Origin of the sequence: Polaromonas sp. CG_9.7, from assembly GCF_015752205.1 — a bacterium.
GTDB lineage: Bacteria > Pseudomonadota > Gammaproteobacteria > Burkholderiales > Burkholderiaceae_C > Polaromonas.
In genome coordinates this window covers 1-14624 of the sequence record NZ_JADOVG010000013.1, presented here as the reverse complement: position 1 = coordinate 14624, position 14624 = coordinate 1, and the positions used below count along the sequence as shown (strand labels likewise).

Genomic DNA, 14624 nt, shown 5'->3' with positions numbered 1-14624 from the left:
GCAATGACCGTTCGGGCTGCGCCCATCCCGATTTTTTGCCTGACCCCGGCGCTTTCCACAGCACTCCTGTTCCATTTTTGGTCAAGCCAACACTCGCCAAGCCGTGGTTATGTTCCAAACGCATCGGGAAGAAAACCGGGCACTCCGGCGCCAACTCTTCATAAAGCCTAAAATTAGGCTGTGAAACCGCAAAATATCCTGAACGCCGACCTGCATTGCCACTCGATCGTGTCTGACGGCACCTTGACCCCCGAAGCACTTGCAGAACGCGCCAAAACCAATGGCGTCGAGTTGTGGGCGCTGACAGACCATGACGAAGTGGGCGGCCAGCACAAAGCCGCCGCCGCCGCCAAGGCGCAAGGCATGGCCTACCTGACCGGCACCGAGATTTCCGTGACCTTTGCCGGCGAAACGGTTCACATTGTGGGCCTGGGCTTCGATCCTGACGACGCCGCACTGAGGCAAGGCCTGCACAACACCCGCAACGGCCGCGAACAGCGCGCCCGGGAAATGTCGGACTCGCTGGCCAAGGCGGGCATTCACGGTGCTTTTGAAGGCGCACTGAAATTCGTTGGAAATCCTGAACTGATTTCGCGTACCCACTTTGCCCGTCATCTGGTGGAATCCGGCGTTTGCAAGGATACCTATGAAGTCTTTCGCAAATTCCTGACGGAGGGCAAGCCCGGTTACGTGCCGCATCGGTGGGCGACCTTGAAGGATGCTGTCACCTGGATCACACAGGCGCAGGGCATTGCGGTGATTGCGCACCCGGGCCGCTACAACTTTTCAGCCAATGCCGAATATGCGCTGTTCACCGAGTTCAAGGCGCATGGCGGGCGCGGGGTGGAAGTGGTGACCGGCAGCCATACCAAGCAGGAATTCATCAAATACGCCGAAACGGCCAAGGAATTTGGCTTGGCGGCCTCGCGCGGCAGCGACTTTCACAGCCCCGATGAAAGCCATACCGACCTGGGCACCCTGCCCTTCCTGGCTGGCGACCTGACGCCTGTGTGGGAACTGCTGGCTGGCCGCATCCAGGCATGAGCGGCGCGAGCAGGACACCTCCCAACATGCTGGCGGGGATTGCACTTCTGGTGGCAGCGGTGGCCTGCTTTGCCGTGCTGGACACCACCACCAAGATCATTTCGCTGAGCGTGCCGGTGTTCATGGCGGTGTGGTTTCGCTACGCCTTTCAGGCCATTGCGACCACTGTCGCCATGCTGCCTTCGCGTGGCTGGAGTTTGCTGCGCACCGCGCATCCGAAATTCCAGTGCCTGCGTGGCGTGCTGCTGCTGACGACGAGCATGTTTGCATTTTTCAGCCTCAAACACATGCCGGTGGGGGAGTTCACGGCAATTGTCATGATCACGCCGCTGGTCATCACGCTGCTGGCATCGCTCACGCTGGGCGAGCGGGTGTCGGTGCTGCGCTGGGCGCTGGTGATTGGCGGCTTCGTCGGCACGCTCATCATCATCCGGCCAGGCGGAAACCAATTCAGCTGGGCCATGCTGCTGCCACTGGGCCTGGTGATTTCCCATGCCTGGTTCCAGATTCTGACCAGCCGGCTGGCGCGCACTGAAGACCCGGTCACCATGCATTTCTACACCGGCTGGGTTGGCACGCTGCTGGCGTCGCTGGCCTTGCCGTTTGCCTGGACTTCGCTGGACTCGTGGACGCTCTGGGCCGGCTTGGCGTTGATGGGACTGATGGGCACCGTCGGCCATTACATGATGATCCTGGCCTATGCCAGAGCACCTGTTTCTACCCTGACGCCTTTTTTGTATGCCCAGATCGGCTTTGCCATGCTGGGTGGGTGGCTGGCGTTTTCCCATGTTCCCGATGACCTGTCGCTACTCGGCATGGGCATGATTGCCGTGTGCGGCGCCACCGGCGCATGGCTGGCCGTGCGCGAAAGCCGCGTCCTCATCCAAGCCACAGAATCCTGAAAGTTTTGCCATGGCACAGTTATTTGAAATGCATCCCGACAATCCGCCGGTGCGCCTGCTCAAGCAGGCGGTGGCCCTGATCCAGCGCGGCGGCATCGCCGCCGTGCCGACCGATTCGAGCTATGCGCTGGTCTGCCAGTTGGACGACAAGGCGGCAGCCGACAGCCTGCGCCGCATTCGCGGGGTGGACGACAAACACCACCTCACGCTGCTGTGCCGGGACCTGAGCGAGCTGTCCAACTACGCGCGGGTCGACAACAAGCAGTTTCGCCTGATCAAGGGCGCGACTCCCGGCCCCTACACCTTCATACTTGAAGCCAGCAAGGAAGTGCCGCGCCGCCTGAGCCATCCGTCACGCAAGACCATCGGCCTGCGCGTTCCCGACCACAAGACGCTGCAAGCGCTGCTGGAACTGCATGGCGGCGCCTTGCTGGCCACGACCCTGATTCCGCGCGGTGAAACCGAATCCATCAGCGACCCCCAGGACATCCCCGGCCCGCTGGAGCGCGAGCTCGCCGCAGTGATCGACGCCGGCGCCTGTTACAAGGAAGCCACCACGGTCATCGACCTCACGCCCATGGCCGACGGCGGCGACCCGGTGGTGATCCGGCAGGGCCGGGGCGAGTTGGCACCACTGGGGCTCTGAGGCAGGGTCAGTAGGGGTCTGACACAATCAGGCTATGGACATTGCCAACCTGATTCAAACCATCGCCATTTATGCACTTCCCGTGCTGTTCGCCATCACCATCCATGAAGCCGCGCATGGTTACGCGGCGCGCCATTTTGGCGACAACACGGCCTACGTGCAGGGCCGCATCACACTGAACCCGCTCAAGCACATCGACCCGGTGGGCACGATCCTGATGCCGCTGATGCTGTACTTCGCCACTTCGGGTGCTTTTTTGTTTGGCTACGCCAAGCCGGTTCCGGTGAATTTTGGCGCCCTGCGCAACCCCAAACGCCACATGGTCTGGGTGGCGCTGGCCGGTCCGGCATCGAACTTTGCGCAGGCCATTTTCTGGGCGCTGATGCTGGTGGGACTGGCGGCCATGGGCATCCAGGAACCATTTTTCCTCAAGATGGCGCAAGCCGGCATTCTGGTTAATCTGGTGATGTGGGCCTTCAACTTGTTCCCGCTGCCGCCGCTGGACGGCGGCCGCATTCTGGTCGGCTTGCTGCCCTGGAAGCAGGCGCAGATGGTTTCGCGCCTTGAACCCTGGGGCTTTTTCATTGTCATGGGCCTGGTGCTGGTCGGCGTTGTCGGCACCTTCTGGCTGCGTCCGCTCATGACCTTCGGCTACGGCCTGATCAACCTCCTGATTTCTCCACTGGCGTTTTTGCTGCGCTGATTTTTCATTTTCATTTTCCGCATGACCTCCACTTCTTCCGCTCCGCTTCATCGTTTCCTGACCGGCATCACCACCACCGGCACGCCGCATCTGGGCAATTTTGTCGGCTCGATCCGCCCCTCGGTTGCGGCCAGCCGCCTGCCCGGCGTGCAGAGCTTTTATTTTCTGGCCGACTACCACGCGCTGATCAAGTGCGGCGACCCGGCGCGCATCCAGCGCTCGACGTTAGAGATCGCCGCCAGCTGGCTGGCCGCCGGGCTGGACCCGGAACGCGTGATGTTCTACCGCCAGTCCGACATCCCGGAAATCACCGAACTAACCTGGCTGCTGACCTGCGTCACCGGCAAGGGCGTGCTGAACCGCGCCCATGCCTACAAGGCCTCGGTGGACAAGAACGATGCTGCCGGCAATGACCCGGATGCCGATGTGACGGCCGGCCTGTTCATGTACCCCGTGCTGATGGGCGCCGACATTTTGATGTTCAAGGCGCACAAGGTGCCGGTCGGGCGCGACCAGATCCAGCACATTGAAATGGCGCGCGACATGGCGCAGCGCTTCAACCACCTGTATGGCGACCACTTGGTGCTGCCCGAAGCAGCCATCGAGGAATCGGTCGCCCTGCTGCCGGGCCTGGACGGCCGCAAGATGAGCAAGAGCTACGACAACACCATTCCGCTGTTCACGCCGCGCGACGCCTTGCGCAAGCTGATCGCCGGCATCGTCACCGATTCGCGTGCGCCCGGCGAAGCCAAAGCCACCGAAGGCTCTGCGCTGTTCCAGATCTACCAGGCGTTTGCCAGTGAAAGCGAAACCGCTGGTCTGCGTCAGGCCTATGCCGACGGCATGGGCTGGGGCGATGCCAAGCAGATACTGTTCGAGCGTATCGACCAGGAAGTCGCGCCGATGCGCGAGCGCTACCAGGAACTGATCGCCACTCCGCAGGAAATCGAAAAGCTGCTGCAAGCCGGCGCCGAAAAGGCACGGGCGGTGGCGGCGCCATTCATGGGCGAATTGCGGCGCGCCGTGGGCCTGCGCAACCTGGGTTCTTCAGCCCCGGCGGCGAGCAAAAGCAAGGCAGCCAAAGCAGCTGCCCCGGCTTTCAAGCAATACCGCGAAAAAGACGGCAGGTTCTACTTCAAACTGCTGGATGCGCAGGGGCGCTTGCTCTTGCAAAGCCTTGGATTTGCCGCCCCCAAGGAAGCAGCGCTTGCAATTTCCACCTTGCAAAAACAGGGTTCAGGCGCACTGGCTGAATTGCAAAACATGCTTGAAGCGACGCCAGACCTCAGTCCCGGCAAACTCGATACGGCGCTGGCTTTCTTCAGCGCTTCGGAAGACTGAAGCGCGCTTCAGTCTGGTGCAAAGGTAAAAAGGCCGGTTGAAAAACCGGCCTTTTTTGTGGCTTGAAAGAATTGCTCTGAATTTTCTGGCTTTAACCCTGAAAATTCAATCACTGAATATGCTTTTATTGCCAATCAGCGCGAGCAACCAGCGGCAGGTCAAATAGCAGAAACCGAAAAATGCCACTGGCTGCGTCAATGCAAGCCGGTGCGGATTAGCATCAGACCTTGTCGATCTTGTCTTTCACGACTTCCTTGGCGTCGCCCACCTTTTTCTGGGTTTTGCCTTCAGCTTGCTTGGCCATTCCCTTGGCTTGCTGCTCGGTGCTGCCGGTCATCTCGCCCGCTTTGGACTGCACCTTGCCTGCAGCATCCTTCATGGCGCCCTTGACTTGATCCTTGTTCATGTCGAAATCCTTTTCCAAGTTGATGATGTGTTCAGGCTAATAGCGCGTGGTCATCCAGAAAACAGGGATTTGGCGCAAAAACACGTGGGCAACTTCCTACAGGAAAATGACGTGAATAAAAGCGATTGATTTGTGATGCAAAGACTTGCAGCACCCGCTCAGGCATTCATCAAAAAATGGGCTTTTCTTTTTCGTATACGATATAACAAATACAAATTTGGATGCCCATGCTGCCCTGGTTCACCGAATCCCCAGCCGACCGACTGGTTGACGTCCGCGACACCTCGCTGTCCAAGCTGGTGCGCGACGACATGCTGGCGCTCATTCTGAAAGGAGAACTGGTGCCCGGCCAGCGCATCAACGAGCCCGACGTGGCCAGCCGGCTGCAGGTGTCGCGCGTGCCGGTGCGCGAGGCCTTGCGGGCGCTGGAGAGTTCCGGGCTGGTGGTGTCGCGCAAGCATTCGGGCGTTTTTGTGCGCCAGTTGCAGGCTGTTGAAATCCGCGACCTTTATCAGATGCGCGGCCTGCTCGACGGCTTTGCCGGGCGCTGCGCGGCCAGCTTGCCAGACCGTGAACGCCACGCGCTGGCAGCCTTTCTGGACACATCGGTCCATGCCATGCAAGAGGCCGCCAGCCAGCATGACGTGCAGCGCTACTACGGTGGAAACCTGCACTTTCACTGGGCCATTGTCGAGTCGGCGGGCAACGGCCAGCTGATCGACAGCTACCGCGGCATCGTGCAAAAGCTGCACCTGTCGCGGCTGAAAAATCTCGCGCAAGACCTGGGCATGCAGGCATCGATGCACGAGCATGTGGCGATCGTACAGGCGATTCAGGACAGCGATCCGCTGCGCTGCGAGGCCCTGATGGCGCACCACGTGGGTGACGCCTATGCGCGACTGCGCGACGCAGCCCTGCCGCCACGGCTGCAAACCACCCTGCCAGCAGCATCAATTTCTGAATAAGAAGCAGCCACAAGACCGGCCCCAAGCCGGCAGCGGCATCCATCCACCTGTCAATCACTCACTGGAGACAAACCATGAAACGACGCACCCTGTTGCAGGCAGCCCCTGCACTCCTCTATGCCCCCGGCCTGGCCTTTGCGCAGACGCCCTACCCGGGCAAACCGATCCGCTATATCGTTCCGGTGTCGGCGGGCGGCGGCAGCGACATGGTCGGGCGCACGCTGACCGAGCGCTGGGGCAGCCTGCTCAAGCAGCCTTTCATCGTCGACAACCAGGGCGGCGGCGGCGGCGTGATTGCCGCGCAGACCACGGCGCGCGCGGCACCCGACGGCTACACACTGATGCAGGGCTATGTGGCGACGCACGGCACCAGCCCGGCCACGCGCAAACTGCCCTATGACGCGGTCAAGGACTTCACCGCCATCGGCATGATCGGCGCGACGCCCAACGTGCTGGTGGTCAATGCCAGCCTGCCGGTCAAGACAGTCAAGGAATTCATCGACTACGTGAAGAAGCACCCGGGCCAAGTCAGCTACGGCTCGGCCGGGCAGGGCTCGCTGACGCACCTGACCATGGAGCTGTTCAAGCAGCAGATCGATTCCTTCATGGTGCACATTCCCTACCGGGGCGTGGCGCCAGCCTTCACCGACCTGATCGGCGGGCAGACGCAGGCGATGTTTCCGGGCCTTGCTGCCGCCATTCCGCACATCCGCTCGGGCCGGGTGCGCCCGCTGGCCGTCACCGGCTTGACACGACACCCGCAGTTCAAGGACCTGCCGACGCTGGACGAGTCGGGTTTCAAGGGTTTCGATGCGCAGCAGTGGTACGGCGTCGTGGGGCCGGCGGGCATGCCGGCACCCATCGTCAAGCAACTGAATGAAACCCTGGCCACCGTGCTCAGGGCGCCCGACCTGCGCGAGAAGCTGGCGGTCGAGGCGATCGAGCCCATCGTGATGTCGCCGGAAGAATTTGCGGCCTTCATCAAGACCGACATCGCGCGCTGGACCAAGCTGGCGAAGGAACGCAAGATCGAGCTGGACAGCTAAGTTTCAAGCCAATAAGCGTCTTTGCGCATGCTGCTATTGCATAAACAGCTATGTTTTTTATAGCATATTAGTCACATCATAATTCTCCATCTCTTTTCAGGAAAAACCACTTCATGGCCCGCAACACCCAGGTCGCCGCCGACCACCACGCCCCGCCCGTCACGCAGATCCTGGCTGAATTCGTCGCCAACCACCCCGGCTTTCTGTCGGGCGGCTGGAGCGACGCCGTGGACCACGAGGCGCACCGCACCTTCATGAACTGGCTGGGTTGCGCCGTCGGCGCCGCTCGCCACGAGGCGGCAGACGCGGCCGTCGCGGCCGTCATGTTCCTGCAGCCCGCGCCCCAGGCCACGCTGCCCGGCCGTGCGGAAAAGGTCGACATTGCCAGCGCCGCGCTGGTCAACGGCATCACCTCGCACACCTTCGACTTTGACGACACGCACCTCAAGACCATCATCCATCCGGCCGGGCCGGTGGCGTCTGCCCTGCTGGCCCTTGGCGAGCACACAGGCGCCAGCGGCCGCGAGCTGCTCGACGCGCTGGTGCTGGGCATCGACGTGGCCTGCCGCGTCGGCAATGCGATGTACCCGGACCACTACGACCGGGGCTGGCACATCACCGGCTCCACCGGCACGCTGGGCGCTGCCGCCGCGTGCGCCCGCCTGCTCAAACTCGACGCCGGCAGGACCGCCATGGCGCTGGGCATTGCCGCCTCGCAGCCGATTGGCATGCGCGAGCAGTTCGGCACCATGACCAAGCCGTTTCACCCCGGCGCCGCCGCGCGTGCCGGCCTGATGTCCGCCTTGCTGGCCGCCCAGGGCTACACCGCCAGCCCCCGGGCGCTGGAAGCGCCGCGCGGCATGATGCAGACGGTGTCCACCAAGAACGACTGGCTGGAAATCACCGACGAACTGGGCAAGCGCTTTGAAATCTCCTTCAACAGCTACAAGCCCTTTGCCTGCGGCATCGTGATCCACCCGAGCATCGACGCCTGCGTGCAGCTGGGCCGCCGGGGCGTGACGCCCGACCAGGTGGAAAGCATCGAGCTGAAAGTGCATTCGCTGGTGCTCGAACTCACCGGCAAGAAGGAACCCGCCGACGGCCTGCAGGCCAAGTTCAGCGTCTACCACGGCTGCGCGGCAGGCCTGACGTTTGGCCGGGCGGCAGAAGACGAGTTTTCCGACGCGGTGGTCAACCGCGCCGACATGGTGGCGCTGCGCCGCAAGGTGGTGGCGACGGTCGATGACTCGATCGACGAGGCCAGTGCCGATGTCACGGCGGTCCTGAAGGACGGCCAGCGCGTGCATGTGTTTGTCGAGCATGCCATCGGCTCGCTGCAAAACCCGATGACCGACGCCAACCTGGAAGCCAAATTCCATGGCCTGTCGGACCCGGTACTGGGCGCGGCCGCCAGCCGCGAGCTGATCAGCGCCTGCTGGAACCTGGCCGCTGCCGATGGCGTTCGCGCACTGGCCGCGCTGGCGGTGCCGCAGGCATGAACGCGCCGGTGAACCCGGCCGTGCCAGGCGCGCGGCCCAGCATCGTCGTCGTCGGCGATGCCGAGCAGGCGCTGCGGCGGCTGGTGGACTGGGCGCCGATCCAGGCGCTGGCCGACGTCACCCTGCACCACCAGCCCCTTAGCGGCGCGGCGCTGGTCGAGGCGCTGAAGGACGCCGATGCCATGGTGCTGGTGCGCGACCGCACGCCGTTCGACGCTGAACTGCTCGCCCAACTGCCCCGGCTGCGCTACCTGGTCTTCACCGGCACGCGCAACACCACGCTCGACCTGGCGGCGCTGGCGGCGCGCGACATTCCGGTCAGCCATACCGAATGGGGTCCGTCCAAGGAAAGCACCTGCGAGATGACCTGGGCGCTGATCCTGGCCGCCACCCGCCAGCTGGAAGCCCAAACTGCGCTGCTGCGCCAGGGCCAGTGGCGGCCAGACACCGCACGGCCGCTCGCTGGCGTGCTGCACGGGCAAACACTTGGGCTGATCGGCCTTGGCGAAATCGGCGGGCGCGTGGCGAGAGTAGGCCAGGCGCTGGGCATGAAGGTCATCGCCTGGAGCCCGCGCATGACGCCCGAGCGCGCCGCCGCGCACGGCGCCCTGGCCGTGCCGCTGGAAGAACTGCTGGCGACGTCGAAGGTCGTCAGCCTGCACCTGGTGCCCACCCCGGCGACGCGCCACCTGCTCAACGCGCCACACCTGGCCTTGATGCGGCCGGACAGCCTGCTGGTCAACACCTCGCGCTCGGCGCTGATCGACACCGGGGCATTGGTCAAGGCGCTTGAACAGGGCCGGCCGGGGTTTGCCGCGCTCGACGTGTTCGATGTCGAGCCGCTGCCGGCCGATTCGCCGCTGCGCCAGTTGCCCAACGCGCTGCTGACGCCGCACCTGGGCTTTGTCGCCGAACCGGTGTTTGCGCGTTTTGCCTCGGGCGTGGGCGAATGCCTGACGGCCTGGCTGGCAGGACAGCCGCTGGTGCGTGTCATGGGCGAAAGCGCCAGCGCCACCTGAGCGCTTTTTTGCTCCTTAATCAATAGCTGCTTGCGCATACCAGTCGTGCGCAAACGGCTTATTTTATGCAAAAATTTAACGACTTCGCTTCTTCGACTTGAAGCGCCGCCTTCTCTTTTGTCATTGCGGGTCAAGCCCGCAATGACAGAGGGGGAAAAAAAAGGCGTTTCAGCAATGCGCTCCCAAATGGAAGCCGGGCCGAACTTCCATCCCTCCCTACAACCACGTCACCTCGGCCGCCAGCAAATAGCCGGCGCCGTAAACGGTGCGAATGGTCGTCGGGTGCTGGGCGTCGGATTCGAGTTTGCGCCGCAGCCGCGACACCCGCACATCGACGCTGCGGTCGAGTGGCGACAGGTCGCGGTCGCCGCACAGCTGCTCGCGGTCCAGGATGCGGTTGGGCCGCTGCAAAAACTGCAGCAGCATGCGTGACTCGCCGGCGCTGAGCGTCCACTCCTCGCCGCCCGGCGAGGTCAGCAAATTGGAGTCGGCACGGAAACGCCAGCCGCCAAACTCGGCCATGTGCGAACGCGCCGGCGTTGGCGTTTGGGCGCCGGGCGCCTTGTCGCGGCGCCGCAAAATGCTGCGCACGCGAGCCACCAGTTCACGCGGCTCGAAGGGCTTGACCACATAGTCGTCGGCACCCAGCTCCAGCCCCATGACCCGGTCGCTGAGGTAGCCGCGCCCGGTCAGCACCATCACGCCGCAGGCATGGCGCGCCTGCAGCTCGCGCACCACGTCCATGCCGTCGGCGTCTGGCAGGCCCAGGTCAACAATGCACAGGTCGGGCACCCGCACCAGCAGCAGGCGGCGCAGTTCGGCGGCGGTGTGGCATTCGACCGTTTCGAAGCCAAACTCGCGCAGCGTGCTGCCGACCAGCCGGCAAATGTCGGGGTCGTCGTCGAGCAGGTAGATGCAGCGCGGCCCCTCCGGCTGGCGGAACATGCCGGCGGTCATGCGCCCAGGCCGTTCAACGCCTGCTGCAGTTCGGTGGCGGTGAACGGTTTTTTCAGCAGCAAAATACCGCCAGGCGCGCCAACGGGTGCGGCATCGCCGTCGGAATAGCCGCTGATCAGCAGGGCTTTCACATGCGGCGCGCGCTGGCTGGCTGCGCTGCACAGCGCCTGGCCGTCCATGCCGCCGGGCATCACCAGGTCCGACACCAGGATGCCGACGGTCGGCACGCTGGCCAGCAGCTGCAGGGCATCGGCCGCATGGTCGGCCTCGATCACCGGGTAGCCCAGGCCGACCAGTTGCAGCCGGATCACCCGGCGCACGTCGGGATCATCCTCGACCAGCAGCACCAGCGGTCGCTGCGCGCCGGGCCGGCCGGCCAGTGCCTGCGGGCCGGGCAGCGTTTCGGCTTCGAGGATTTCGTCGTCGGTGCACGGCAGCACCAGCGTGACCACGCAGCCTTCGCCCAGCGCGCTCTGGATGCAGATGCCGCCGCCCGACTGCTTGGCAAAGCCATACACCATCGACAGCCCCAGGCCGCTGCCCGAACCGAAACGCTTGGTGGTGAAAAAAGGCTCGGAGGCGCGCGCCTGCGTGGCCGCGTCCATACCAACGCCGGTATCGGACACGCTCAGCGCCACGTAGCAACCCGGCACCACGTCGAATTCGGCCGCCTGCGCGGCGCCAAGCACCCTGCGTGCGGCCTTGATCGTCAGTTGGCCGCCTTCGGGCATGGCGTCGCGCGCATTCAATGCCAGGTTGAGCAAGGCATTTTCAAGCTGCTGCGCGTCAGTCATGGCAAACACCGGCTCGTTCATGGGCGTGGCCGTCACGGCGACATGCGCCGGCAGCGTGCGCTTGAGCAGCAGCAATGTTTCGTTCACCATGTGGGCCATGTTCACCGAGCGCAGCGACAGCGGCTGCTTGCGCGAAAAGGCCAGCAGCCGCTTGATGAGCGCGGCGCCCCGGCGCGAAGCCTTCAGCGCCGGCAACACGTATTCGGCCATGTCGGGCTCGTTAGGGTAGCGCTGCTGCAGCGTGACCAGGTTGCCGATCACCACCGTCAGCAGGTTGTTGAAGTCATGCGCCAGCCCGCCGGTGAGCTGCCCGACGGCTTCCATTTTTTGCGCATGCACCAGCGCCGCCTGGGTGTTCTTCAGGTCGGTGATGTTGACCGACAGCACAAAGCAGCCCGCCACCCGGCCGTCGGCGTCGAACTCGGGCACCAGTTCGCTGCGCGCATACACCAGCCGTCCGCCGGGGCGGCGCATGGCGTATTCGTAGCTGACGCGCTCGCCCTTGAGCGCCTGGTGCACGTGGCGCGACACATCGGTATAGACCTCGTCGCCCAGCACGTCGCGGATGGCATGGCCCACCACGCCTTCCCGGACCGTGCCGAACCAGTCGGCATAGCCCTTGTTGGCATAGCGGTAGATTTCCTGGTGGTCGAAGTAGCCGATCAGCGCCGGCACGGTGTCGGTGATCAGGCGCAGGTTTTCCTCGCTGCGGCGCAATGCCTCGGTGATGCGCTGGTTGGCGTCGTCGGCGACGATCAGGCGCCGGTTGGTCGCCTGCAGTTCCTGCGTGCGCTCGGCCACCCGGCGTTCGAGCTCGACGTTGTGCTGCGCGATCTGCTGCTCGTGGCGCCGGCTGGCGGTGATGTCGGTGTACAGCGTGACAAAGCCGTTGTGCGGCAGGGGTTCGCCGCGCACCGCCAGGATCTGCCCGTCGGGCCGGTCGCGCTCGGTGTAGTGCGGCGTGAAATGCCGCGCCAGGCGCATGCGCTCGGCCACCAGTTCCTCGACATCGCCCGGCCCGTATTCGCCGCGCTCGGCGTTATAGCGCATGAAGGACTCGAAGGTGGCGCCGACAAACGCCATGTCCTCGGGGAAATCGAGCAGGCGCAAAAACGCTTTGTTCCAGGCGACGATGCGCAGGTTGCCGTCGATCACCGTCAGCCCCTGGTCAAGCCGGTCCAGCCCTGCCTGGAGCAACTCGTGCCGGTTGTGGGTTGGCTGGGGGTCAGGGGAAACGTGTGATGGCATGAAAGGCAGGCTCCGGCGGATTGGGCCATTCTAGGGCGCTGCCGCGCTGGCCGGATGGCCGCAATCATTCGATACATTTGCCCCGAAATTGCGCAACAGTCGGCTGCCATCATCGACTCCACCTCTTCACGGAGGACGCACTTCACGCCTGCCGAGGCGCCAAAACCAGGAGACTGCCGACATGCCCACGACCGCCTATGACCATGGACTCGAACGCAACAGCGCGAACCACACCGCGCTGTCCCCCATCAGTTTCCTGGAGCGGTCGGCACGCGTCTACCCTGACCGCGAATCACTGATCCACGGCGACACGCGCTTCACCTGGGCGCAAACCTATGCGCGCTGCCGCCGCCTGGCCAGCGCGCTGGCGCTGCGCGGCGTCGGCGTGGGCGACACCGTCGCGGCCATGCTGCCGAACACGCCGCCCATGTTCGAAGCGCATTTCGGCATTCCCATGCTGGGCGCGGTGCTCAACACCCTGAACACCCGGCTGGACGCCGAAGCGCTGGCCTTCATGCTCGACCACGGCGAGGCCAAGGTGCTGCTGACCGACCGCGAATTCTCGCCTTTGATCGAGCGGGCGCTCAACCTGATGCGCCAGCCGTGCCCGTTGGTCATCGACGTCGATGACCCGATGCACGAAGGCGGCACGCTGCTGGGCGAGATGGACTACGAGGCCTTTTTGCAGACCGGCGACGCGGCCTACGACTGGTCGCTGCCGTCCGACGAATGGAATGCCATCGCGCTGAACTACACCAGCGGCACCACCGGCAACCCCAAGGGCGTGGTCACGCACCACCGGGGCGCCTACCTGAACGCCGTGTCCAACGTGGTGACCTGGGAAATGCCGCGCCATTCGGTCTATTTGTGGACGCTGCCGATGTTCCACTGCAACGGCTGGTGCTTTCCCTGGACGCTGGCGCTGCAGGCGGGCGTCAGCGTGTGCCTGCGCAAGGTTGACCCGGCGCTGATCTTCTCGCTGGTCCGCGAACACCGCGTCACGCACCTGTGCGGCGCGCCGATTGTCTACGGCCTTTTGATCAATGCGCCGCAGGTGCTGCGCGCCGGCATTTCGCACCCGATTGCCGGCCTGATTGCCGGCGCCGCGCCACCAGCGGCCATCATTGAAGGCTGCGAGCGCATTGGCATCGACATCACCCATGTCTATGGCCTGACCGAGGTCTACGGCCCCGCCGCCGTCTGCGCCAAGCAGGCCGGCTGGGACAAATTGCCGATTGGCGAGCGCGCCGCACTCAATGCGCGCCAGGGCGTGGCCTATCCGATGCAGCAGTCCATCACCGTTCTGGACCCGGAAACCATGCGGCCGGTGCCCGCCGACGGCCAGACCATGGGCGAGATTTTCTTCCGGGGCAACCTGGTGATGAAGGGCTACCTGAAGAACCCGCAGGCCACGGCTGAAGCCTTTGCCGGCGGCTGGTTCCACACTGGCGACCTGGCGGTGGTGCATCCCGACGGCTACGTCAAGATCAAGGACCGCAGCAAGGACGTGATCATCTCGGGCGGCGAAAACATCTCCAGCCTGGAAGTCGAGGAAGTGCTGTACCGGCATCCGGCCGTCATGGTGGCTGCCGTGGTTGCCAAGCCCGACGACAAATGGGGCGAAGTGCCTTGCGCCTATGTCGAACTGTGCGATGGGGCCCGCGTCACCGAGGCCGAGATCATTGATCACTGCCGCGCGCAACTGGCGCGCTTCAAGGTGCCCAAGCAGGTGCTGTTCGGCACGCTGCCGAAAACCTCGACCGGAAAAATCCAGAAGTTCGTGCTCAGGAAGCAACTGCGTTCAGCGTCCGCCATGGAATGAAGGGCACGCCCTGGCGTAACGCATTGAAGCTTGCGGCATTGCACCGACAGTTGCTACTTAATTAATAGCTGCTTACGCACGACTGGCGTGCGCAAAAGACCTTTTTTACTTATAAATCATGATTCCAGCAGACATCCTGTCCCAGCACGGACCCCGAGAATCGATGGACTACGACGTGGTCGTGGTCGGCGGCGGCCCGGGCGGGCTGTCGGCGGCCATTCGCCTGAAGCAG

At 63.9% G+C, this 14624-nt stretch carries 14 protein-coding genes; 11 read left to right on the top strand and 3 right to left on the bottom strand.

Translation table 11 applies throughout. The features are described 5' to 3' along the window. Window positions 1–180: 180 nt before the first annotated feature. From IWX87_RS13565 to IWX87_RS13545, 5 genes are read left to right on the top strand one after another with little or no spacing between them, the layout of a single operon-like run. Window positions 181–1044, top strand: coding sequence for a 3',5'-nucleoside bisphosphate phosphatase (locus IWX87_RS13565; RefSeq protein ID WP_196864062.1), 864 nt, complete (start codon window positions 181–183; stop codon window positions 1042–1044). Then, window positions 1041–1946 (top strand): DMT family transporter, encoded by a 906-nt coding sequence (locus IWX87_RS13560; protein WP_196864061.1) that lies wholly within the window; start codon window positions 1041–1043, stop codon window positions 1944–1946. The genes IWX87_RS13565 and IWX87_RS13560 overlap by 4 nt, the downstream gene beginning before the upstream one ends. Window positions 1947–1956: 10 nt before the next feature. Then, the gene (locus IWX87_RS13555; RefSeq protein WP_196864060.1) at window positions 1957–2592 is read left to right on the top strand and encodes an L-threonylcarbamoyladenylate synthase; all 636 of its coding nucleotides are present in this window, start codon (window positions 1957–1959) and stop codon (window positions 2590–2592) included. Window positions 2593–2626: 34 nt separating this feature from the next. Beyond that, window positions 2627–3295, top strand: coding sequence for a site-2 protease family protein (locus IWX87_RS13550; protein WP_196864059.1), 669 nt, complete (start codon window positions 2627–2629; stop codon window positions 3293–3295). Window positions 3296–3316: 21 nt separating this feature from the next. Then, window positions 3317–4636, top strand: coding sequence for a tryptophan--tRNA ligase (locus IWX87_RS13545; RefSeq protein WP_196864058.1), 1320 nt, complete (start codon window positions 3317–3319; stop codon window positions 4634–4636). Window positions 4637–4856: 220 nt separating this feature from the next. Here IWX87_RS13545 and IWX87_RS13540 read toward each other — a convergent pair whose 3' ends face one another. Further along, window positions 4857–5042 (bottom strand): CsbD family protein, encoded by a 186-nt coding sequence (locus tag IWX87_RS13540; protein WP_196864057.1) that lies wholly within the window; start codon window positions 5040–5042, stop codon window positions 4857–4859. A 227-nt stretch (window positions 5043–5269) separates the two neighbouring features. Between IWX87_RS13540 and IWX87_RS13535 the strand changes: the two genes are divergently transcribed. The 4 genes from IWX87_RS13535 to IWX87_RS13520 all read left to right on the top strand — a co-directional run bounded on the left by IWX87_RS13535 (window position 5270) and on the right by IWX87_RS13520 (window position 9571). Then, window positions 5270–6007 (top strand): GntR family transcriptional regulator, encoded by a 738-nt coding sequence (locus tag IWX87_RS13535; RefSeq protein ID WP_196864056.1) that lies wholly within the window; start codon window positions 5270–5272, stop codon window positions 6005–6007. A 74-nt stretch (window positions 6008–6081) separates the two neighbouring features. Then, on the top strand, window positions 6082–7053 hold the full coding sequence (locus IWX87_RS13530; RefSeq protein ID WP_196864055.1) for a tripartite tricarboxylate transporter substrate binding protein: 972 nt from the start codon (window positions 6082–6084) through the stop codon (window positions 7051–7053). A gap of 113 nt (window positions 7054–7166) precedes the next feature. Next, window positions 7167–8552 carry an MmgE/PrpD family protein gene (locus IWX87_RS13525; RefSeq protein WP_196864054.1) on the top strand — a complete coding sequence of 462 codons (1386 nt, stop codon included), beginning with the start codon at window positions 7167–7169 and terminating at the stop codon, window positions 8550–8552. Next, on the top strand, window positions 8549–9571 hold the full coding sequence (locus IWX87_RS13520) for a D-2-hydroxyacid dehydrogenase family protein (protein WP_196864053.1): 1023 nt from the start codon (window positions 8549–8551) through the stop codon (window positions 9569–9571). Before IWX87_RS13525 ends, IWX87_RS13520 begins: the two co-directional genes overlap by 4 nt. 216 nt (window positions 9572–9787) lie before the next feature. Here the strand turns inward: IWX87_RS13520 and IWX87_RS13515 are convergent, their stop codons facing one another. Continuing rightward, window positions 9788–10528 (bottom strand): response regulator transcription factor, encoded by a 741-nt coding sequence (locus IWX87_RS13515; protein ID WP_196864052.1) that lies wholly within the window; start codon window positions 10526–10528, stop codon window positions 9788–9790. After that, window positions 10525–12570, bottom strand: a complete 2046-nt coding sequence (locus IWX87_RS13510) for a PAS-domain containing protein (RefSeq protein WP_196864051.1) — start codon at window positions 12568–12570, stop codon at window positions 10525–10527. The genes IWX87_RS13515 and IWX87_RS13510 overlap by 4 nt, the downstream gene beginning before the upstream one ends. Window positions 12571–12751: 181 nt before the next feature. On the opposite strand from IWX87_RS13510, the gene IWX87_RS13505 reads away from it, so the two are divergent. Further along, window positions 12752–14392: an acyl-CoA synthetase gene (locus tag IWX87_RS13505; RefSeq protein ID WP_196864050.1), complete on the top strand. Its 1641-nt coding sequence runs from the start codon at window positions 12752–12754 to the stop codon at window positions 14390–14392. 118 nt (window positions 14393–14510) lie between these two features. Next, window positions 14511–14624: FAD-binding protein (locus tag IWX87_RS13500; protein WP_196864049.1), on the top strand; the 114-nt coding region annotated here is incomplete at its 3' end.

Bases quoted from the DNA above. Each gene is read 5' to 3' on its own strand.
- IWX87_RS13540 (WP_196864057.1), bottom strand. From the start codon at position 5,042: ATGAACAAGGATCAAGTCAAGGGCGCCATGAAGGATGCTGCAGGCAAG.
- IWX87_RS13520 (WP_196864053.1), top strand. From the start codon at position 8,549: ATGAACGCGCCGGTGAACCCGGCCGTGCCAGGCGCGCGGCCCAGCATC.
- IWX87_RS13510 (WP_196864051.1), bottom strand. From the start codon at position 12,570: ATGCCATCACACGTTTCCCCTGACCCCCAGCCAACCCACAACCGGCAC.
- IWX87_RS13535 (WP_196864056.1), top strand. From the start codon at position 5,270: ATGCTGCCCTGGTTCACCGAATCCCCAGCCGACCGACTGGTTGACGTC.
- IWX87_RS13545 (WP_196864058.1), top strand. From the start codon at position 3,317: ATGACCTCCACTTCTTCCGCTCCGCTTCATCGTTTCCTGACCGGCATC.
- IWX87_RS13560 (WP_196864061.1), top strand. From the start codon at position 1,041: ATGAGCGGCGCGAGCAGGACACCTCCCAACATGCTGGCGGGGATTGCA.
- IWX87_RS13555 (WP_196864060.1), top strand. From the start codon at position 1,957: ATGGCACAGTTATTTGAAATGCATCCCGACAATCCGCCGGTGCGCCTG.
- IWX87_RS13515 (WP_196864052.1), bottom strand. From the start codon at position 10,528: ATGACCGCCGGCATGTTCCGCCAGCCGGAGGGGCCGCGCTGCATCTAC.
- IWX87_RS13505 (WP_196864050.1), top strand. From the start codon at position 12,752: ATGCCCACGACCGCCTATGACCATGGACTCGAACGCAACAGCGCGAAC.
- IWX87_RS13550 (WP_196864059.1), top strand. From the start codon at position 2,627: ATGGACATTGCCAACCTGATTCAAACCATCGCCATTTATGCACTTCCC.
- IWX87_RS13530 (WP_196864055.1), top strand. From the start codon at position 6,082: ATGAAACGACGCACCCTGTTGCAGGCAGCCCCTGCACTCCTCTATGCC.
- IWX87_RS13525 (WP_196864054.1), top strand. From the start codon at position 7,167: ATGGCCCGCAACACCCAGGTCGCCGCCGACCACCACGCCCCGCCCGTC.